The 18616-nt window shown below is 57.5% G+C and carries 22 protein-coding genes, 1 tRNA gene and 1 pseudogene; 13 read left to right on the top strand and 11 right to left on the bottom strand.

Going from position 1 to position 18616, the window contains the following annotated elements; translation table 11 throughout:
* The first annotated feature begins 256 nt into the window (after positions 1-256).
* The 6 genes from tolB to LN050_03585 all read left to right on the top strand — a co-directional run bounded on the left by tolB (position 257) and on the right by LN050_03585 (position 5162).
* Positions 257-1477, top strand: a complete 1221-nt coding sequence (gene tolB / locus LN050_03610; protein ID UFS56936.1) for a Tol-Pal system beta propeller repeat protein TolB — start codon at positions 257-259, stop codon at positions 1475-1477.
* A gap of 108 nt (positions 1478-1585) precedes the next feature.
* On the top strand, positions 1586-2122 hold the full coding sequence (locus LN050_03605) for an OmpA family protein (GenBank protein ID UFS56935.1): 537 nt from the start codon (positions 1586-1588) through the stop codon (positions 2120-2122).
* A gap of 218 nt (positions 2123-2340) precedes the next feature.
* A complete protein-coding gene (gene ybgF / locus LN050_03600; GenBank protein ID UFS56934.1) occupies positions 2341-3024 on the top strand; it encodes a tol-pal system protein YbgF in 684 nt (227 codons plus the stop codon).
* Positions 3025-3032: 8 nt separating this feature from the next.
* The gene (locus LN050_03595) at positions 3033-4142 is read left to right on the top strand and encodes a YeeE/YedE family protein (GenBank protein ID UFS56933.1); all 1110 of its coding nucleotides are present in this window, start codon (positions 3033-3035) and stop codon (positions 4140-4142) included.
* Positions 4135-4956 (top strand): tRNA threonylcarbamoyladenosine dehydratase, encoded by an 822-nt coding sequence (locus LN050_03590; protein ID UFS56932.1) that lies wholly within the window; start codon positions 4135-4137, stop codon positions 4954-4956. Before LN050_03595 ends, LN050_03590 begins: the two co-directional genes overlap by 8 nt.
* Positions 4957-5086: 130 nt before the next feature.
* A tRNA-Lys gene (locus LN050_03585) sits at positions 5087-5162 on the top strand.
* Positions 5163-5247: 85 nt separating this feature from the next.
* On the opposite strand, the gene LN050_03580 is transcribed toward LN050_03585, so the two are convergent.
* Genes LN050_03580 through ssb form a run of 3 tightly spaced genes read right to left on the bottom strand, consistent with a single transcriptional unit; the run spans position 5248 to position 6951 of the window.
* On the bottom strand, positions 5248-6282 hold the full coding sequence (locus LN050_03580) for a tyrosine-type recombinase/integrase (GenBank protein UFS56931.1): 1035 nt from the start codon (positions 6280-6282) through the stop codon (positions 5248-5250).
* Positions 6279-6500, bottom strand: a complete 222-nt coding sequence (locus LN050_03575; GenBank protein UFS56930.1) for a DUF4224 domain-containing protein — start codon at positions 6498-6500, stop codon at positions 6279-6281. The genes LN050_03580 and LN050_03575 overlap by 4 nt, the downstream gene beginning before the upstream one ends.
* A gap of 13 nt (positions 6501-6513) precedes the next feature.
* On the bottom strand, positions 6514-6951 hold the full coding sequence (ssb, locus tag LN050_03570; GenBank protein ID UFS56929.1) for a single-stranded DNA-binding protein: 438 nt from the start codon (positions 6949-6951) through the stop codon (positions 6514-6516).
* A 92-nt stretch (positions 6952-7043) separates the two neighbouring features.
* Between ssb and LN050_03565 the strand changes: the two genes are divergently transcribed.
* Genes LN050_03565 through LN050_03550 form a run of 4 tightly spaced genes read left to right on the top strand, consistent with a single transcriptional unit; the run spans position 7044 to position 8645 of the window.
* Positions 7044-7478 carry a hypothetical protein gene (locus tag LN050_03565; protein ID UFS56928.1) on the top strand — a complete coding sequence of 145 codons (435 nt, stop codon included), beginning with the start codon at positions 7044-7046 and terminating at the stop codon, positions 7476-7478.
* Between the two features lie 20 nt (positions 7479-7498).
* Entirely contained in the window at positions 7499-7735 is a 237-nt protein-coding gene (locus LN050_03560) for a hypothetical protein (GenBank protein ID UFS56927.1), read from the top strand.
* On the top strand, positions 7732-8181 hold the full coding sequence (locus tag LN050_03555; GenBank protein ID UFS56926.1) for a holin family protein: 450 nt from the start codon (positions 7732-7734) through the stop codon (positions 8179-8181). Before LN050_03560 ends, LN050_03555 begins: the two co-directional genes overlap by 4 nt.
* Positions 8178-8645, top strand: coding sequence for a D-Ala-D-Ala carboxypeptidase family metallohydrolase (locus tag LN050_03550; protein ID UFS56925.1), 468 nt, complete (start codon positions 8178-8180; stop codon positions 8643-8645). The genes LN050_03555 and LN050_03550 overlap by 4 nt, the downstream gene beginning before the upstream one ends.
* A 422-nt stretch (positions 8646-9067) precedes the next feature.
* Here LN050_03550 and LN050_03545 read toward each other — a convergent pair whose 3' ends face one another.
* The 7 genes and pseudogenes from LN050_03545 to LN050_03515 all read right to left on the bottom strand — a co-directional run bounded on the left by LN050_03545 (position 9068) and on the right by LN050_03515 (position 14922).
* Positions 9068-9511 (bottom strand): hypothetical protein, encoded by a 444-nt coding sequence (locus LN050_03545; protein UFS56924.1) that lies wholly within the window; start codon positions 9509-9511, stop codon positions 9068-9070.
* A gap of 133 nt (positions 9512-9644) precedes the next feature.
* A complete protein-coding gene (locus LN050_03540) occupies positions 9645-10025 on the bottom strand; it encodes a hypothetical protein (GenBank protein ID UFS56923.1) in 381 nt (126 codons plus the stop codon).
* Positions 10026-10040: 15 nt separating this feature from the next.
* A complete protein-coding gene (locus LN050_03535; protein UFS56922.1) occupies positions 10041-10817 on the bottom strand; it encodes a hypothetical protein in 777 nt (258 codons plus the stop codon).
* 52 nt (positions 10818-10869) lie between these two features.
* On the bottom strand, positions 10870-11175 hold the full coding sequence (locus LN050_03530; protein ID UFS56921.1) for a hypothetical protein: 306 nt from the start codon (positions 11173-11175) through the stop codon (positions 10870-10872).
* 782 nt (positions 11176-11957) lie between these two features.
* A complete protein-coding gene (locus tag LN050_03525; GenBank protein ID UFS56920.1) occupies positions 11958-12986 on the bottom strand; it encodes a zinc-binding alcohol dehydrogenase family protein in 1029 nt (342 codons plus the stop codon).
* Positions 12983-13231 carry a hypothetical protein gene (locus tag LN050_03520; GenBank protein UFS56919.1) on the bottom strand — a complete coding sequence of 83 codons (249 nt, stop codon included), beginning with the start codon at positions 13229-13231 and terminating at the stop codon, positions 12983-12985. Before LN050_03520 ends, LN050_03525 begins: the two co-directional genes overlap by 4 nt.
* 718 nt (positions 13232-13949) lie before the next feature.
* A pseudogene (locus LN050_03515) lies at positions 13950-14922 on the bottom strand (DMT family transporter).
* A gap of 79 nt (positions 14923-15001) precedes the next feature.
* Here LN050_03515 and LN050_03510 point away from each other — a divergent pair.
* The 3 genes from LN050_03510 (at position 15002) to LN050_03500 (ending at position 18111) form a co-directional block, all read left to right on the top strand.
* A complete protein-coding gene (locus LN050_03510; protein UFS56918.1) occupies positions 15002-15562 on the top strand; it encodes a YaeQ family protein in 561 nt (186 codons plus the stop codon).
* Between the two features lie 111 nt (positions 15563-15673).
* A complete protein-coding gene (locus LN050_03505) occupies positions 15674-16684 on the top strand; it encodes a 3-deoxy-7-phosphoheptulonate synthase (GenBank protein UFS57305.1) in 1011 nt (336 codons plus the stop codon).
* Between the two features lie 35 nt (positions 16685-16719).
* Positions 16720-18111, top strand: a complete 1392-nt coding sequence (locus LN050_03500; GenBank protein UFS56917.1) for an ethanolamine utilization protein — start codon at positions 16720-16722, stop codon at positions 18109-18111.
* Between the two features lie 33 nt (positions 18112-18144).
* On the opposite strand, the gene LN050_03495 is transcribed toward LN050_03500, so the two are convergent.
* Positions 18145-18573, bottom strand: coding sequence for a hypothetical protein (locus LN050_03495; GenBank protein UFS56916.1), 429 nt, complete (start codon positions 18571-18573; stop codon positions 18145-18147).
* Positions 18574-18616 lie beyond the last annotated feature (43 nt).

Here is an 18616-nt window from a genome sequence, read left to right as displayed (position 1 = left end):
TTTGTGTCTGTTGGCGTCAAAGTGTCTGGGCGTTGTGTATGGTTACCGCTAAGCCTTGCGGGGGTATCAGCTCCACCAGCTCGGTGCGTCCGTTATTATCTACGGGTCGTAGACCAACAAGAGTGCCCCTTAGCATGCCTGATTTCAGCACATCTGCCGATCAACTCTCCAGCCTCGTCGATAAGCCTTGCCTGAGCAGACGCACAGCATTGGCAGTGGCCTGCTCCGCCGGTGGCTTTGCTGTGCTGGGCGTGCCATGGTGGCCAACGCTCAGTTCAGGGTAGACGTGGCCGGCGTGGGCCTGACCCAGCGCCCGTTTGCCATTGCGCCATTCAAGGGGCGCGATTTGTTGTCCAGCAAAGTGGACGACATTGTGACGGCTGACTTGGAGCGCAGTGGCTTGTTTCGCGTAGTCCCCATGGACAGCGAGCAGCTGGACGAATCGTCGCGTCCAGACCTGGGCCCTTGGCGCGGTCGCGGTGTGGACGCACTGATAACAGGCAGCGTCAACAAGCTGGATGAAGGCCGATGGGATGTGCGCTTTCGCCTGTGGGACGTTGTGCGCGCTGAAGACCTGGGCGGCGTGAGTTTTCCGGTCGAGGGCAACTTGGGTCGATTGGCTGCCCACCGTGTGGCGGATGCCGTGTATGAAAAGCTCACGGGTGAGCGCGGTGTGTTCTCCACGCGTGTGGCCTATGTCACCAAGTCGGCTACACGCCACCAGCTGTGGGTGGCTGATGCTGATGGCGAAAACGCACAAGTCGCGCTGAGCAGCCCACAGCCCGTTATTTCACCCGCCTGGTCGCCAGACGGCACCCAGTTGGCCTATGTGTCGTTTGAGGCCCGCAAGCCGGTTATTTACGTGCACACCATTGCCACGGGCAAGCGGCGCTTGATGGCCAACTTCAAGGGCTCTAACTCAGCCCCAACATGGTCACCCGACGGACAGACGCTGTTGGCCACACTGACGCTGTCAGGCAACTCACAAATTTATGCGCTGGCCAAAGACGGTGGTGCGCCCACGCGCCTCACACGGACCAGCAGCATAGACACTGAGCCTGCATTCTCGCCAGATGGCGCATCGGTGTACTTTGTCAGCAACCGTGGCGGCTCGCCACAGATTTACCGCATGCCCGCCAGTGGTGGTGAAGCAACACGCATCACCTTTCAGGGCAGCTACAACATTTCGCCAGCGCCCAGCCCAGACGGCAAGTGGCTGGCGTTTGTAGGGCGCATTGACGGGCGTTTCCGCCTGCAAGTGCTAAACCTTGAGACCAACGAAGTCATAGGTCTGACGGATACCAATGCCGACGAGAGTCCCAGCTTTTCAGCCAACAGCCGTATGGTGATTTACGCCACACGCGTTGACGGGCGTGAGGCGCTGGTCACAGTGTCTGTTGACGGGCGTGTGCGTACCAGGCTGGCAGGCGCCACGGGTGACATCCGGGAGCCGGATTGGGGCCCTTACCGCCTATAGGCGGGTTTCACCCATTTGGCTTGACACACTTTTTTGGTATGGTGGTAGCCGTCGTCTACCGTAGATGGACACCCATTGTATTTTGACCCCCACTGAACTGGAGCCCTCATGTTGAAGAAGAAATCTGCGTTTGCCGTCATGGCTGCGTTGTGTCTAAGCCTAATCCTTGGCGGTTGTGCCAGCGGTATCTCGCTTGACGAGTCCAACACTGCCAACGCAGCAGGCGCTGGTGCCAACGCTTCAGGCGTTAACGCCAACGGTGTAGCCGGGGTAGAGCTGAATGCCAACAACGATGGTGCACAAGAGCCCCCGCAGTCTTTGTCTCGTGTGGTGTACTTTGGCTTTGACAGCTTCGCCATTGGTGATGAGTTCACACCATTGTTGGCCGCGCACGCGCGTTTCCTGAACAGCGATCGCAGCCGCCGTGTCACGGTAGAAGGCCACACCGACGAGCGCGGCGGACGCGAATACAACCTGGCATTGGGCCAGCAACGTGCTGAAGCCGTACGCCGCGCATTGTCCTTGCTGGGTGTGCAAGAGGCCCAAATGGAAGCGGTCAGCTTTGGCGAGGAAAAGCCCGCCGAGCTCGGTGGCGACGAGGCCTCCATGAGCTTAAACCGCCGCGCCTTGATCAATTACCGCTAGTCGCTGCGGTTCAAACACCCAGGCGGCCCGGCTGCCTGCGGGGTTTGCGATAATGAAAGCTTGCCCACTTCGGTGGCCAGGCTTTTTTTGTGTTTGCGCCTGCTCCTGCCTTGAGCCTTTGCGTACGCAAAATAGAACACTGATGGATGATTATGTTTAAAAAAATACAGCTTGTTAGCAGCCATTTGGTTCGATGTAGCGCCGTGGTCGCACTGACCATGGCGACACAGCTGAGCCACGCAGCCCTGTTTGAGGACGAAGAGGCGCGCCGCGCCATCATTGACTTGCGCCAGCGCATGCAGGTGACCCAGGATCAGCTGTCCAAGATAGCCACCAGCGAAAGTATTTTGGAGTTGGCCAACCAAAACGAGCAGTTGCGCAGTGAGCTTGCACAGCTGCGGGGTCAAAACGAGCAACTCGCTCGCGCCGTAGATGAATTGCGTGCGTTGGTTGATAGCGTTGACAGCCGCCTGAGCCAACTTGAGCCGGCTACGGTCACGGTGGACAACGAGAACTTCAGCGTAGGACCGAAAGAGAAAGCCGACTACGAAACCGCCATGACAGCCTTGCGCGGTGGTAATTTTGAAGTCGCAGGTGGTGTGTTAACCACTTTGTTGCAAGAGTTTCCTGAGTCGGGTTACGTGCCAAGCGCGTTGTTTTGGCTTGGTAATGCCTATTACGCCACTGGTCAGTACAGCGCGGCGCTCAAAACATTCAACGAGTTGACCACCAAGTTTGCCCAGCATGCGCGTGTGCCCGAGGCCATGTTGGCCAAAGCCAACTGCCAGGTTGAGCTGCGTGACAAGCGCGGTGCCAAGACCAATCTTGAGGCCTTGATTCGCCAATTCCCCAGCAGCGAGGCAGCGCAGGCCGCCAAGCAACGCTTGGACGCTCTGAAGTAACGCCTCTTATGGACTCTGTCGACCTAAACCTCATGCAGGCCCAGGTGTTGTGGGCCGGCTTTGCCGTGTCTGTTGTATTTGGCTGGGTGTCTCAGCGCAGCCACTTTTGCACCATGGGTGCTATTAGCGACATCGTCAACATGGGCGACTGGACACGCATGCGCATGTGGGCCTTGGCCGTTGGTGTGGCCATGCTGGGGTTTTACGCCTTGGCCTATGCTGGTCTGATCACACCTACCGACAGCATTTATGCCAGTGGGCGTGTCATGTGGTTGTCGGCCTTGCTGGGCGGCACCATGTTTGGTTTTGGCATGGTGCTGGCGTCTGGCTGCGGCAGCAAGACACTGCTGCGCATTGGCGCAGGTAGCCTCAAGGGCTTGCTGGTGTTTGTGTTCATGGGCTTGTTTGCCTTTATGACCCTGCGCGGTATTACCGCTGTGGCGCGCACTTACACGGTGGACCGGGTGAACTTTGAAATGGACACTGCCTTGCTGCCGCATTGGCTGGCCACTGTGTTGGGCCAGGATGTGGCCAGTGTTGGCATGTTTGCTGCGCTGCTGGTGGGTGGCGGTTTGGTGGCGTGGGCGCTCAAAGGAGAGGGCTTTATACGCTCCGAGTCACTGGTTGGCGGTTTGGGTATTGGCGCATGTGTGGTTGCCATGTGGTGGGTGTCTGGTTACTTGGGTTTTGTCCCTGAGCACCCCAACACCTTGGAGGCCTCTTACCTGGCCACCAACAGCACGCGTATGGAGTCGCTCACGTTTACGGCGCCCAGCGCCTATGTGCTTGACTGGTTGATTTATTTCAGCGACGCCAGCAATGTGATCACGCTGAGCATTGCATCGGTATGTGGAGTGATTGTCGGTGGTGGCTTGCAAGCGTGGCGCAGCGGCAGCTTTAGGTGGGAAGGCTTTGGCAGCACGCAAGATACGGCGTTGCACATGCTGGGCGGCGCGCTCATGGGTATAGGCGGCGTGATGGCCATGGGCTGCACCATAGGCCAAGGCCTGTCGGGCTTGTCTACGCTGAGCCTTACCAGCCTGTTTGCGGTTACCGGCATTGTGCTGGGCGCTATGGGCGGTTTCAAGTTTCAAATCTGGTTGTTGATGCGTGACTGATACCGCACAGGCCACGCTTGACTTTGAGCGGAGTTTTGGGGGGCTGAGGCGTTTGTATGGCCACAGCGGCGCGCAGCGTGTGTTTGATGCGCATGCGGTGGTCGTTGGCATAGGCGGGGTAGGCTCCTGGGTGGCTGAGGCCTTTGCACGCAGTGGTGTGCAGCGCATCAGCCTGGTTGACTTGGACCACATTTCCGAGTCCAACATCAACCGCCAGCTACACGCTACCGTCAACACACTGGGTCAATCGAAAATTGTGGCCATGCGAGAGCGTATAGCCACCATCAACCCAGCTTGCCGTGTGGATTTGGTGGACGATTTCGTAGATGCCGACAACTGGCGCGACATCGCCCAACAGTTGGGCTTACACGACTCGCATGCGCCAGTAGCACTGGTAGACGCCTGCGATCAAGTGCGTGCCAAAACGGCCATGGCGGCTTGGAGCCTGCAACACACCTGCACGTTTGTCAGTGTGGGTGCAGCTGGCGGCAAGCGCCAGTCGCACCTGATGCAAATTGACGACTTGGCGCAAGTCACCCATGACCCTTTGTTGGCGCAGTTGCGCTACCGCTTGCGCAAGCAACACAACGCGCCCAGAGCAGGACGTATAATTGCGTGTGTCTTCAGCCGTGAGCCTGTGCTGCAGCCCGCGCAAGCATTGTGTGACGTGGGTGCTGATGCGGGCGAGGGTAGTGCCCGCGACGGCTCGCTCAATTGCCATGGCTACGGTTCCAGTGTAGCCGTCACAGCGGCATTTGGCATGGCCGCTGCGGGTTGGTGCATGCAGGCCATAGCAGACGCAACAAAGCACTAGCGACAGGTGTGCACATCAGTTCACTTTTTTGAGCGCAGCTTTAAAAATCGCCAAAAACGCGCTATACTAGTAGGCTTAGGACGCAGCAATGGTTACCCGGTAACCGCACTGCAACCAACCCATTAAGCGTGGGTCGTTAGCTCAGTTGGTAGAGCAGCGGACTTTTAATCCGTTTGTCGTAGGTTCGAATCCTACACGACCCACCATTTTCACAAGGGGTGCAGCGAGAGTGCTTACTAACTTAGCCGTTTTGTTCCGCAACTGTTCCGCAACCCGTTCCGCAACTTGGCCTCATTTTGCAGGTTTGACGACCTGCCCGGCCCGCTGGTAGACACGCTTGGTGAGCTCGGGATTGGCGTGCCCCAGCAGTGCTTGTGCGCTGCCCAAGTCGAGTTCTGATGCTGCCTTGGGGCGGGCGTCTCGGAATTGCACCTGGGCGATGTCCTCGGCCAAATCGGGGTGCATGGACGCTGCGGCCTCCCGGGCCTTTTTCATGCGCGAGTGAATCATGGTTGATGTCAGCTTGTTGCCGCTGCTTGACGTCAGCACCCACGGCGCAAGCTGATTGCGTCGGCTTGGGATGGTGGCCCGAATCTCGCCAAGCAGGGCCTCAAGCCTCCCTTCAATGACGATGCGCAGACGTTTGTTTGTCTTGCCCTGGCGCACGTCAATCATGCCGTCTCTCACATCGGCCCATCGCATCGCCAGCACATCAGCCGGTCGCTGCCCGGTCAGGTGGGCAAGTTCCATTGCAAACCGCAGGTCTTGCGGCGCGCACGACATGACGGCTTCCCACACCTGGTCGCTGGCGTAAAAATCTCGCACGCCTGGCTTGTTGCGCTTGACGCCTCGGCATGGGTTTTCAGCGTCGGTCAACCCCCACTCGCGTGCCATGTTGAACACGTGGCTCAGCAGCGCAAGCTCTCGGTTGGCGCGGATTTTCGCCGAGCGCCTATCGCGGTATTGGGCTATGTGTTTTGGCTTGATGGCCTCGAGCGCCATGTGGCCAAAGGCACGACGAATCTCTCGCATTTCAAGCCGGTTGTCGCGCTGCGTCCTTGGTGCTTTGGTCGGCATCACCTCGCGCTCATAGCGGTCCATCGCGGCTCCGATCGTGCGTGCGTCTCGTGGCGGCGCACGTCGCTCAAGCTCGGCCCACTTCACCTTGGCTTCGGCCAAGTCTTTTCCAAGCGAAACCTCGTGCCGGCGCCCTGATGCGTCGCGCGCAACGTAAAAAAAATAGGTTGCGGTTTGGTTTTTTCTTTCGCGAACACGGCGCAGCATGTTGGGCGGCAGGTCTTTGTTCGCTGGTGACTTGGGTTTCATCTCACACAATCGAAGTTGGGCTCATCTGATTCTGCCCCACGCCCGATGTCAACGCCAAGCCGTTGTCGCACGAACATGCGTGACACAATGGGGCGGCCAGACGCGTTCAAGACGTAGGGGTAACCATTTGCGGCAAGCCATGCAATTTGCTTGCTTGCGCGCACAAAGCCGCACAGTTGCTCGATTTCCTCGTGGTGCATGAATTCTTCTTCTGCCATGACCGGCCCTCAATCAAAACGGGATGTCGTCGTCCAAGTCTTCAAACCCGCTCCCGGCCGCCGGTTTGGCCGCTGCCGGTTGCGCTGCCCTCGGGGCGGCTTGGGCGGCTTGCTGCCCACCTTCGCGCCCGCCCAGCAGTTGCAGTTCGCTTGCGATGATGTCCACCGTGTGGCGTTCTTGGCCGGTGGTTTTGTCGGTGTAGCTGCCGTACTTCAGACGGCCCTCAACGTAAATGGGGCGGCCTTTTTTGATGTACTCGCCCGCGATTTCAGCCAGCCGGTCGTAAAACGTGATGCGGTGCCACTGCGTTTCCTCAACCATCTCGCCGCTGGTGCGGTCTTTGCGGCGGCTGCTGGTGGCCACGCTGACGTTGGCCACGGCCTGCCCCGAGGGCAGGTAACGCACCTCAGGGTCGCGCCCGCAGTTGCCCACCAAAATTACTTTATTCACTGATCATTGCCAACATGCATCTTCGGGCGACAAGCGAGGGGGCTGGCGCCATGCGCTACACCATCAACGCGACTCCCGGCACGGGGCTACCGATGCCGATTGGCGAATTGGTGCGTGGCACGGGCGACGTGACGGTTGACCGAAGCGTGAACCTTGTTTCAGGTAGTGCAGACAGCCAAGCCGAGGGCGTGATTGTGTTCAACACGCCCGGCACGGTGAGCATCACTGGCAGCGTGCGCGTGTCCCCCGGTGAAAACCTGGCGGCTGGCAAGTCTGCCCCGGTTTTGTTTTGGTTCGGTGCGCTGCAAGATGACGGGACGTTCAAGAAGATTGACAACTCGGTCACCTACATCAGCGTGCACCATGGCGACGGCTTGAAGACTGAACCTTTGCGCTCGTTCACATTCCGCGCCACCGCCGGGGAGAAGATTGGGTTTTTTGCGCTCAGCGACGGCGCAGACCATGCGTTCATTCAAGCCGAACAGGGCTTGGACATGCTGAAGATTGACATCACTTTGACCGAATGATTTTTTAAAGGGAGTTTGAAATGGAAGACGGCAAATGGCACCTTGACCGGCGCGTTAACTTAAGCATCATCATCACGCTTGTTGTGACGATTGGAAGCGGCTTGTTTGGCTACGGCGTTTTGAACGAACGCGTTGATGAGAATTCACGTGCCATTGCAGAGATCAAGCACACGGGCCTTAGCATCGAGGAGCGGCTGGACAAAATCAGCGAGCAGCTGTTCGAGTTGATTGGCATCATGAATGAGCGTTCCAAATGATTCTCGACGAACTGTTGAGCGTGGGCGGCAAGCTGATTGACAAGCTGATCCCAGACCCGAAGGCCAAAGACCAAGCCAAGATTCAACTTGAGCGCATGGCGCGTGAGGGTGAGCTGGCGGCCATGGCCAACGAGACCAAACTGTTTGAGGCAGAGGTGGCTGACAGGGGCAGCGCGAGAGAGCGCGAGTTCAAGGTTGCCACGTCAGCCGATGCCCCGCTCATCAGCAAGATTGTGGCGCCGGTGCTGGCAATGGGCACGGTGGTGATGACGTTCATCATGTTTGCTGTGCTGGTGTTCGTTGACGTCCAGCCCGGGCAAAAGGACATTTTGATTTACTTGCTTGGCGCACTGTCCAGCGCGATGACCATCATTCTGTCTTATTACTTCGGAAGCAGCAGCGGGTCTGCCGCCAAGGATTCCAAACTTCATGGGTTGATCAAATGACAAAGCTGACACGCAATTTTTCGTTAGAGGAAATGACCAAGAGCGAGACCGCGCTGCGGCATGGGCTGGACAACACGCCAAGCCCAGAGATTGTGGCGTGCATGACCGAGCTTGCAGGAAAGGTGCTGCAACCCGTGCGCGATCACTTTGGAATGGCCGTGCACGTGAATTCTGGTTACCGAAGCGTTGAGGTGAACGCCAAAGTGGGCGGCTCACCCACCAGCGAGCATTGCAAGGGCATGGCGGCTGACATTGAAATTCCAGGCCTGCCGAACCATGAACTGGCTGAGTGGATTGCTGAACACTTGAAATTCACCCAGTTGATTTTGGAGTTTTACACGCCAGGCGTGCCCGATTCGGGCTGGGTGCATGTGTCTTTTGATCCGGACAACCTCAAGTGCCAAAAGCTCACGGCCATGAGGGATAACGGTAGAACGGTTTACCGCAATGGGTTGGTTGCTTGATTATTCATTAGGTGTTTTCAAATTCCCGCGTGCGTTGTATAAAGAAAATAATGCTGCGTAGGGCAGGCATCAATTCTTTCTGGTCTTCTGTGTACGCAATTGCCTCAAGCACGGCAAGAACTGCCTTTCTTTGTGGTGGCGAGCCGCTGGCTAATGCGTCGACCAAATCAGATAGATCAAAGTTTGCATGCAATTCCAATCCAGTGGTATTTTTTTCTTTCTGTCTGAGTCAAAGTAACCTTTATCTAGGTTCAATGCGCTTTCCATGCGTCACGCCGATGCGTAGCTGATTTTTGTGCGCCCGCTAAGCCATGCGCTGATTTGGCTTGCCGAAACACCGGAGGCATCAGCCAAACTGCGCTGCGTTCCATCAAAGCGATGAATCAGCAAATGTTTTAGATTCGCTCTTCTGTTTGGGTAACTCACTCAACCTCCTTACTTGGCTTTTCAAGTTGTGACAAGCTGAACTCCGACAAGTCGGGGTTGCGTTGCTTGCGCTCGTCTTCGAGCTGCTGGCGCAGGGCTTGCAGCTCAAGCTGCTGGCGCTGTAGGGTGATTTCATACAAGCGGCTACAGTCAATGCGCGTTTTGGGTGGGTTAATGGGCACCACGATGCGGGCGTAAATGCCGGCGCGGGTGTCGTTGTTGGTGTTACCCACGTTGGTGTTGGTTGGCTGCGCCTGGGTAGCGAGCACACCGGTTTCAAACTGCGCCGAGCCGTTGATGGCGTTGGAGCAGTTCACGCCGTTGGCGCTGATGCTGTCGGTGCCGTAGCCGGCTGAGCCGTAGGGCATACTTAGGCTAAGCTGGGCGTGCGCCGAGGCGGTGCCTAGGGTTAGGCCGACGGCCATCAACCACTTACGCATGGCTGGACTCCCGCTGGCCGCTGGCCGCTGGCCGCTGGCCGCTGGCCGCTGGCCGCTGGCCGAAATTGGATAAATTGCATGGCTAAAGTTCCTGCGTGAATGAAAAAATTTTTTTTTGGTTTAAACAACGGTGCTACTTCACCACCACGTCGCTGCAAAACGTTACCGATAACGGGTTGCCTTTTTCTTGTGCCTTGGCGCACACCTGTACCGTGCGCTGGCGCTGGTGGTTGGCCAAGAACTGCACCGCTTGGTGTAGGCGTTGGCCGTTGCGGCTCATCACAAACTGGCGCAGCCGCGTGACGCGGATGGGGATTTGCTCGCCGTCTTCGGTGGCGTACACGGTGTAAAGCGTGGGCGTGGTGCTGGTGTGCACCAGCTGCACCTCAACCGTAAGCGGAAAGCCGGGCGGTTTGCTGCGTAGCTGGCCGGGCGTGACCGAGAGCTGTGCCTGGGCCGTCGTACATGCCATGCCAAGCGCAACCAGCCAACCCGCGTGCCGCACCATGCTCATACACCGCGCCAAGGGTTAGATGCCTGCGTTGTATGTGGTTTTGTTAACCGTGCTGCATGTCCATGAAATATTCGCAGTGGTCCCGTCGGCAAGCGGTTTTAACCGGTAAGGGCCATCTGTTGCCACCAGCGTCAAATCAAGGCTCAGAGGGGTGGCAGCCAACGCAGGCAAAAAAGCGTTGTCGCCGGTGCCTGATGGTGCAATGGATAGGGTGATGACGCCGTTCTCGTATTTCTGTTGGACAGTCATCTTGGCTGAATTCTGGGTTGGGTCGGTGAGTACCGCATGGCTTGTGGTGTTGGCGGTGCTCGGTGCATTTGAAGTGGCAGTTGGTATCGCGCCATAGGTAAAAGTCGTCCCATCGCTTAACATGGTGCTGTTTAACTTAGTCTGCAAGTCTGTAGGCAGCGTGGCTTTGATTTGAATGTATTTGTTGGTTGCTGTGGACGATCCACGCGTCCATGAGACGGTGAGTTGTGGTTGGGATGGGGCCGTCCTGGTGCCAGCGGTGGTGTTGCCCTCGACGGCACTTTGCAGAGCTTCGTTAGCACCAATCTCGTTGTCGGTGGTGAACCGGATAAGTTCACCGTCCTGCGCTCCATCGGCGGTTCCTTTCTTGACCACCGGCACCAAGGTGCCGTTAGTGGGGGTGCCGCAGGTGAGGGTAGGTTCAATCGCCGGCTCGGGTCCAACCGAGATGGTGAGTTGCGAGGTTTGCGCCTGCGCAGCCAATGGCACGGCTGCGGCCAGCATAGCGGCGGCCAGGGTGGTGAGGGTTACGGTGTGTTTCATGGTTAAGCTCCCTTAGGTTAAAAGCGAAGTAAAAAAAGATGAAATACCCGGCCTAGTTGACCGAGCAGGTGTACTTGATGGTGTTGGCCCAGGTATGGGTTTTGTTGTAGGCCGATGGGGCCAAGTCAAAGCCCTGCGCGTTGCCAAAATCAATCAGCCACCAGGTGTCTAGGGTGAAGCCGTGGTCACCCGCCGTGGCGGTTGGCCCTCCGGTAAACACCCACTCCCACAGTAAGTCGGCGCCGTCCCAGCTGATGCTGGCGTTGCCTGCATGTTGCCAGTGGCCGGGTGCGCCGCTCCAGGTGTGGGCGTATCCATAACCTTTGAAGGCAAGCGCTGGCGCGGTGCCCGAGCGCATAAGTGAGCCGATGCGTCCGCGCAGGTTGACCACCCGAATACGCGCGGTGACCGTGCGCCTGCGTACATCGCCGCCGGCGTTACGCGCAGTAAGGGGTGTGGGGTTTTCTGTCCGTAGGTGGTGACGCCTGTGTAGCGGTGGGTGGTGTTGTTGAGGCCGTCGAAACGCATCCCGGCGGGCTCGATTCGATCCCAGTTGCAGCCCACGGTATGGGCGTGGGTGCTAGGGGCGATGAACGCCACGGCTGCGGCGATGGCCGCAGCTGTGTGTTTGGCCGCGCGCTTACTCATCTCCCGCCTCGTCGGCGCAGCTTTGGCAACATTCGGCCAGCACCGCGCATTTTTCGTCAACCGTGGCCAACCAGGCGCGATTCGCAAACGGCTGCCGGCTGCATTCCGTATCAAAAATGCCATTGCACGTGTTGCACCGCTGCGCCGTCGTGGCGTCGTTTGTGTTTTGCTGATTCACGTTCATATGCCCCCTTCAACAACGTACAAGGAAGTATACATACATCAACGGCCCTTAATCCCTTTGAACTACGGCCCGCAGACTCGCCATGGGCCCATTGGCGCCCAAAAAGCCCACCGAATGGGTGGGCCTTGGTGGTCGTGCCGTCGCCTACTCGTCGTCTGCTGGCGTGGCCAAAGTACAGGTTAGACGCGCCCATGGGGGGCGACACACCAAGCTGGTAACGGTTGGCTTTGGCTTTGGCGCGCAGCGACTTGGCAAGTTCGCCTTGTTGCGCGGGGCCCCGCCCTACAGGGCGAGGCTGCGGGGACTAATTACCATCCTTCAACAACAACTTTCCCTTTGGCTTGTCGTGTCTCAACCAGCCTATGCGCTTCGCGCATATTCCTTGCGTTGATGGGGGACAGCACCTTTGTGACCGTTGTTTTGATACGGCCTGCGTCGATTTCTTGCGCGATATAGCTCAAAAGGATGTGTTGCTCGCTCATATCGTCTGTCTTGTACATGGAGCGCGTGAACATCAGCTCCCAGTGGAGACTGGCCGCTTTTGTTTTCAAGAGATCCATCGGCATAGGAAGGTGGGTGTCGTCAATACACACGATCCCGCCTTGCGGGCGCAGAATTTCCACGGCGGCCCCCCAGTGGTTCATGTCGTTAAAAATAGCGACATGATCAACGTACTTCAGCCCCATTGTGTGTATTTGAGACACGATATCGCCATGGTGGTTTACGACATGGTCGGCGCCAAGATCCCTCACCCACTGCTGAGTTTCCGGCCGAGAGGCGGTGGCGATCACCGTCAATCCAGCGGCTTTTGCCAGCTGGATTCCGATTGATCCAACCCCGCCACTTGCTCCAATTATGAGAATTGTTTCTCCACTGTTCCCGCCGTTTCTATCGATTCTGAGGCGCGCGAAAAAGGCCTCGTAGGCTGTAATTGATGTCAGCGGGAGCGCGGCGGCCTCGGCAAAAGAAAGCGTCTTTGGTTTTCTCCCAACAATGCGTTCGTCCACGAGATGGAACTGTTGATTGGTGCCAGGGCGCGTAATATCGCCTGCGTAATAAACCTCATCGCCGGGCTTAAAGAACTTCACATGTGGCCCAACGGATTTGACAATTCCTGCAGCGTCATAACCCAAAACCCGCGGGGGGTTTTCTGTCGTGTCCTCTTTGCCGTGGGGGGACCGGATTTTGGTGTCGACTGGATTTACTGCGACGGCCTTTACTTCCACCAACAAATCATGACCATGTGGGTCGCCAGGTCCGGGCTCTTCCAATGTTGCGTCGATAAAGGCGCTTGGATCTTCAATGGGTAAATATCGAATAAGAGCAACTGCTTTCATGATGCGGTCCTTTTGCTAAAGTGGTCTGTTGTGTGCTTTACAAGCGTATGTGTATGTACGCTTACGTAATCGCGGGTTTTCATTGCGCCAAGCGTAGCCCCCAATTGCCCCAACGGCTTGCTGCCGGCCTCGGCCTTGCTGTTGTTGACGTTGGCGTCCACGATGCCGTAGACCGACACGTCTGCCATGGCGCTACCGGTCGCGGCCACCATGGCCGCTGCGAGCGCGATTTGCTTAAGTTTCATGAGAATCTCCCAAAAGGTTACGTCCTAAGTTTGGACGCCGGGAGAAATGGTAATGCGTAAAGGTTACGTTAAATTAAATGTGTTGCGAAAATGTAACGCTTGTGGGTTATCGCGCGGCCAAAGAAAAAGCCACCGCATGGGTGGCCTTTGCATTCTGCGAGCGTTTCCCCCTTAGTTTCTTTCCCAACCCGCCTCTTTGGGCGATTGGTGTGATTCAGCACGCGGCCTTCGAAGGATCAGAGCGCATGGCTCTGTCGAGACATCCCCGCATGAGCGGGGAAAGAAGAACCAACGTGCCGAATCACAAGGTGGAGTTTATGGCGTAAAAGTTTGCATTTTTGAAAGTGCTACAAAATTTTTTTTACGACACACCGAGGCGGCTCAAGCACCAAAAAGAAAACCCGGCACAAGGCCGGGTTCCCCATAACTGGTTAGACGTTATATGCCTCTAACCAACAAAACAAGTGCATTGTGCCACAGTTTTTCCTGGGCGCAAATCGTCTCTCAGAGGAGGCGAAGTCAACCGCCAGACTGCACCCAAAAAAGCGTTCCGCAACTCTTTCCCCATGTCCTTTGTTTTCGCGGGTTTCAAGGCCATGGGTTGCGGAACGTTTTTCGCCAAATGTGTTTGATTTCACACAAATTGCCCTCGGTCTTTTAATCCGTTTGTCGTAGGTTCGAATCCTACACGACCCACCACTTTTACAAAACGCCTGCATCAATTGATGCGGGCGTTTTTGTTTGTGCAGCAAGGCGGCACGAGACGCTGCAAATTGTTGGTTCTAAGAAAGCCTGGAGCGGCCCTTGATGACCAACGCAATACCCCCAGCACGGCTATAGAGCTCATGACCAAAGTGGCTGAGACCGCTTCGCCTAGCAGCAGCACAGCAGCAGCGGCTGTGATGATGGGCACACTCAATTGCAGCGAGGCGGCCTGAGTGGCGCCCAAACTGGGCAGTACCTTGTACCAAATGGCGTAGCCCGCGCCAGATGCCAGTGCGCCAGATGCCAGCGCGTAAGCGCTGCCGGCAGCGTCTATGCGGGCGCTGTCTGCCAGTAAAGCCAATAAAAGCAAAGCAGTAGCTGGTAACACGCTTAAGCGAAAGTTGATGGCGCTTGCCTTGACGGGTTGCGTGGCGCGCTGGCCAAATACCGAATATGCACCCCAAGCCACACCCGCCGTGGCCATGAGCATGGCGCTGCCCAATGGTGGTGCGCTGGCACCGGGCAACAGCAGCCACAACAAGCCTGCTATGGCCAACAGGTAACCCACCCATTGAACGACGGCAAAGCGCTCACCACGCAGCAACCCCCAGCTGGTCATGGTGATTTGTACGCTACCAAACAACACCAGTGCGCCTGTGGCGGCCGGCATATGGATGTATGCCAAGGAGAAACCAGCGGCGTAGACCCACAACGCGGCCGCGCTTTTCCAATGGGTAGGCGTGGTGGCGTTGAGCAGCGCAGGCTTGCTGTTTGGCGCAGCTGATCGCTTGGCGCTCACCAAGCTGAGCAGCGTTAAAAACCGCGCCGCTGAACAGGCGCAGCCACGTAAAGGTGTTGGCATCTATGCTGGTATGCGCCAAGGCGGCGCGGCACAGCAGCGAGTTGCCGGCAAAGGCGCATAAGGCCAGGGCGGTGAGCGCGGCCAAGCGGGGGGTGTGTGTGGCGACTTGTGTACCTTGAGACATGGCATGACTGTAGTGCAGTCGTGACGTCAGGCCTGTCGTACACGCAAACGGGTCTGATACCTGCGCATAATGGCGGGCTATGGCTATTAAATCTACGATCTTCAAGGCCAACGTTCAAATCGCGGACGTTGACCACGGCTATTACGCCGACCATGCGCTGACTTTGGCGCGCCACCCCAGTGAAAACGATGAGCGCATGATGGTGCGCCTGGTGGCGTTGGCGCTCAATGCACACCAGCTCAAAGACACCTGCAACGGCGACGCCACGCTGGGCTTTGGCGCAGGCTTGTCTGACCCAGAGGAGCCAGATGTGCAGCTGGTGGACTTCACCGGACGCAAGCGGCTGTGGATGGAAGTCGGTCAGCCAGAGGACAAACCATTGTCAAAAGCCTGTAGCAAGGCCGACTCCGTGCTGCTGTATGCCTTTAGCTCGTCTGCAGATATCTGGTGGAACGGCATTAAAAACAAGCTCTCACGGTTGGACAAGCTGCAAGTGTGGCGCCTGCCCACGGAGCAAAGTCAAGCCCTGGTGAGTTTGGCCCAGCGCAGCATGCAGCTGCAAGCCACTATTCAGGAAAGCACGCTCACCTTGAGCAGTGACCAGGGCTTGGTCACCATTGAGCCTATTCTTTGGAAGTAAATAAACACCATGACACAACATAAAAGCACCGCTGCCACTTCGCCTGAAGCGCTGTCAACCCACGATAAAACCAGTGTGGACGATGTGCGCATCAAGTCCGTCAGGCCTTTAATGACGCCAGCACTGCTGCAAGAAGCGCTGCCAGAGACGCCGGCCATGGTTGCGCAAGTAGCCCGCCATCGCAGCGAAATTGCCGACATTGTTGCCGGGCGCGACGACCGTTTGTTGGTGGTGGTGGGGCCTTGCTCTGTGCACGACCATGACCAGGCTATGGACTACGCACGCGCGCTCAAGGCCATGACGGCGTCCATGAGTGGCGAGCTCATGGTGGTGATGCGCACCTACTTTGAAAAGCCGCGCACCACAGTGGGCTGGAAGGGTTACATCAACGACCCGCACCTGGACGGTACCTACGCCATCAACGAAGGTTTGCACAAGGCGCGCCGTTTGTTGCTGGACGTGGTGGGTGAGGGCTTGCCCGCGGGTACTGAGTTTTTAGATTTATTAAGCCCACAGTTTGTGGTGGACCTGATTGCATGGGGAGCTATTGGTGCGCGCACTACCGAGAGCCAAAGCCACCGACAACTCGCCTCTGGCTTGAGTTGTCCAGTAGGCTTTAAAAATGGTACCGATGGCGGTATTCAAGTGGCGGTTGATGCCATGGTGGCTGCGCGCAATGGCCATGCCTTTATGGGCTTGACCAACATGGGGCAAGCCGCCATTTTTGAGACACGCGGCAACGAGGATTGCCACGTGATTCTGCGTGGCGGCAAAGCCCCCAACTTTGACGCGGCCAGCGTAGCCGCTGCCGTTGCGGCGCTGACCAAGGTCAACTGCACACCGCGCGTGATGGTGGACGCCTCGCACGCCAACAGTCAAAAACAGCACGCCAAGCAAATAGACGTTTCGGCGGATGTGGCTGCGCGTATTGCAGCGGGCGAGCACGGCGTGATGGGCATGATGATTGAAAGCCACCTTGAGGAAGGCCGGCAAGACTTGGTGGACGGCGGCGCTTTGAAACGCGGTGTGTCCATCACGGATGCGTGTATCAGCCTGGCCCAAACCCAGCCCGTGCTGGCGGGCTTGGCCAAAGCCGTTTCGGCGCGCCGCTTGGCGCGCTAAGCCAGGCATAGGCTGCAACAAGCACGCGCACCCATATGGCAAGTCTGCGCGCGGCAAACCAGCGGTGGTTGTTTTTGGATGTTGAAACCACTGGCGGTAACGCCACGCGCGACCGCGTGACAGAAGTTGCGTGGGTGCTGCTGGATGGCGATGAGGTCAGCCGCGAGAGCTACCTCGTGAATCCGCATACCGCCATCCCCGCTTTTATACAAAGCCTTACAGGCATCACCAACGAGATGGTTTCTGATGCGCCTGATTTTGGTGAAATCGCGCCCGAGTTGGAGGCTGCCCTCAAAGACTCGGTGTTTGTGGCGCACAACGCGCGCTTTGATCACGGCTTCATCAAAAACGAGTTCAAGCGCATTGGCCTGAGCTTTAGGGCGCCGGTCATGTGTACCGTCAAGCTGTCGCGCCTGATTGACCCGTTGGAGAAAAAACACAACCTGGACGCGGTGTCTGCCCGCTACCAGCTTGTGAGCGATACGCGCCACCGCGCGTTGGCCGATGCCGATTTGTTGTACCAGTTTTGGCAGTGCTTGCGCCAGCGTTTGGGTGACGACGGCTTGATGCAGCAAGCGGGCAAGCTATTGGGGCAGTCCAGCTGGCCGTCTCATTTGGATGGAGACGCTCTGGACGATATGCCAGACACGCCCGGCGTTTATGTGTTTTACGGTGAGAAGCGCTTTGTCTTGTACGTTGGCAAAAGCAAACACTTGCGCCAGCGCGTGATGTCGCACTTCGCGGGTGACCACGCCCGTGGCAAGGAACTGAGTTTGTCGTTACAAACGCGCGATGTGCAGTGGCATTGCACCGCTGGTGAGGTTGGCGCCTTGTTGCTGGAGTCCCATATGGTCAAGCAGCTGATGCCCAGCCACAATGTGCGCCTGCGCCGGACCAAGTCCTTGTGCTCGTGGCGCTTGCATGCGGGACAAGCACCAGAGCTGGTGTGGACGCAAGACCTGGACATGGGCACGCAGCCGCATTTGTTTGGTTTGTTTCCAAGTCAACGCCAAGCGGTACAGTGGTTGACAGATTTGGCGCAAGAGCACCGCTTGTGCAAGGCCTTGTTGGGCCTGGAAAAAGTACGCGCTGGTGCGGCGTGCTTTGGCAGTCAAATAGGACAGTGCAAGGGCGCCTGCACCGGAGCGGAGCCTGGTGCGTTGCACGATGTACGCGTACAAACGGCCATGATGCCCAAACAGCTGGCCAGTTGGCCTTTTGCAGGGCCTATAGGCCTCATTGAGCGCAGCGCAGACGGCGAACAAACCGATGTGCACGTGGTTGATGCATGGTGTTACCTTGGTACGGCCCAGACCGACGACGCGTGTGCCCAGCTGCTGGAGTGCGCCAAGCCCAGCTTTGACGCGGATACCTACAAGATACTGCGCAAAGCCTTGCAACAGTTGCCGCACCGCCGGCTGGGTTAGCCGGCGTATGCGTGGGGCTATGTATTGAGGCGCTTAGTTGGACTTGAACTGGCCGCGCATGGCATCCAGGGTGGTGTCAATACTGGTGCCGGCTGCGCATTTGGCGGTGATGTCCAATACGGGCTCGGCTTTGACTTTGTCGGTTTCAAAGCCAAACATAGGAAACTGTTCGCTGTTGCGCACCCATACCTTGGCGGTTGAGCGTGTTTTCAGCACGGCAACGCCCTTTTGAAACGAGGCGGTGGCGCCGTCAGTGGCAGCTGCCATAAAGGCGTTTTCTACCAGGCCGCATTGGTTGTTCAGACGCACTTCTACCACCATGGGGCGGGGTGGTGCTTCGGGTGCGAGTGCGTAATGCAAAATGGCCCAAGCGGCAACGCCTGCGCCGGCCAGTGAGCCCATCACTTGCAACAAAGAGTACTTGGGGTTGCCACGGTCACGAGGGGGCTTTTTGGTAGTCATAGTTCAACAATGCTTGCGTTATCAACAACCCGGTATTGTGCCT

The organism is Comamonadaceae bacterium M7527 (assembly GCA_021044545.1).
Lineage (GTDB): Bacteria > Pseudomonadota > Gammaproteobacteria > Burkholderiales > Burkholderiaceae_C > RS62.
This window is presented reverse-complemented; position numbering and strand designations above follow the sequence as displayed.

What these genes read in the sequence shown, in the direction of transcription:
- tolB (UFS56936.1), top strand. Translation starts at nt 257, where the DNA reads ATGGTGGCCAACGCTCAGTTCAGGGTAGACGTGGCCGGCGTGGGCCTG.
- LN050_03605 (UFS56935.1), top strand. Translation starts at nt 1,586, where the DNA reads ATGTTGAAGAAGAAATCTGCGTTTGCCGTCATGGCTGCGTTGTGTCTA.
- ybgF (UFS56934.1), top strand. Translation starts at nt 2,341, where the DNA reads ATGGCGACACAGCTGAGCCACGCAGCCCTGTTTGAGGACGAAGAGGCG.
- LN050_03595 (UFS56933.1), top strand. Translation starts at nt 3,033, where the DNA reads ATGGACTCTGTCGACCTAAACCTCATGCAGGCCCAGGTGTTGTGGGCC.
- LN050_03580 (UFS56931.1), bottom strand. Translation starts at nt 6,282, where the DNA reads ATGAAACCCAAGTCACCAGCGAACAAAGACCTGCCGCCCAACATGCTG.
- LN050_03575 (UFS56930.1), bottom strand. Translation starts at nt 6,500, where the DNA reads ATGGCAGAAGAAGAATTCATGCACCACGAGGAAATCGAGCAACTGTGC.
- LN050_03565 (UFS56928.1), top strand. Translation starts at nt 7,044, where the DNA reads ATGCCGATTGGCGAATTGGTGCGTGGCACGGGCGACGTGACGGTTGAC.
- LN050_03560 (UFS56927.1), top strand. Translation starts at nt 7,499, where the DNA reads ATGGAAGACGGCAAATGGCACCTTGACCGGCGCGTTAACTTAAGCATC.
- LN050_03555 (UFS56926.1), top strand. Translation starts at nt 7,732, where the DNA reads ATGATTCTCGACGAACTGTTGAGCGTGGGCGGCAAGCTGATTGACAAG.
- LN050_03550 (UFS56925.1), top strand. Translation starts at nt 8,178, where the DNA reads ATGACAAAGCTGACACGCAATTTTTCGTTAGAGGAAATGACCAAGAGC.
- LN050_03545 (UFS56924.1), bottom strand. Translation starts at nt 9,511, where the DNA reads ATGCGTAAGTGGTTGATGGCCGTCGGCCTAACCCTAGGCACCGCCTCG.
- LN050_03540 (UFS56923.1), bottom strand. Translation starts at nt 10,025, where the DNA reads ATGAGCATGGTGCGGCACGCGGGTTGGCTGGTTGCGCTTGGCATGGCA.
- LN050_03535 (UFS56922.1), bottom strand. Translation starts at nt 10,817, where the DNA reads ATGAAACACACCGTAACCCTCACCACCCTGGCCGCCGCTATGCTGGCC.
- LN050_03530 (UFS56921.1), bottom strand. Translation starts at nt 11,175, where the DNA reads ATGCGCTCGGGCACCGCGCCAGCGCTTGCCTTCAAAGGTTATGGATAC.
- LN050_03525 (UFS56920.1), bottom strand. Translation starts at nt 12,986, where the DNA reads ATGAAAGCAGTTGCTCTTATTCGATATTTACCCATTGAAGATCCAAGC.
- LN050_03520 (UFS56919.1), bottom strand. Translation starts at nt 13,231, where the DNA reads ATGAAACTTAAGCAAATCGCGCTCGCAGCGGCCATGGTGGCCGCGACC.
- LN050_03510 (UFS56918.1), top strand. Translation starts at nt 15,002, where the DNA reads ATGGCTATTAAATCTACGATCTTCAAGGCCAACGTTCAAATCGCGGAC.
- LN050_03505 (UFS57305.1), top strand. Translation starts at nt 15,674, where the DNA reads ATGACGCCAGCACTGCTGCAAGAAGCGCTGCCAGAGACGCCGGCCATG.
- LN050_03500 (UFS56917.1), top strand. Translation starts at nt 16,720, where the DNA reads ATGGCAAGTCTGCGCGCGGCAAACCAGCGGTGGTTGTTTTTGGATGTT.
- LN050_03495 (UFS56916.1), bottom strand. Translation starts at nt 18,573, where the DNA reads ATGACTACCAAAAAGCCCCCTCGTGACCGTGGCAACCCCAAGTACTCT.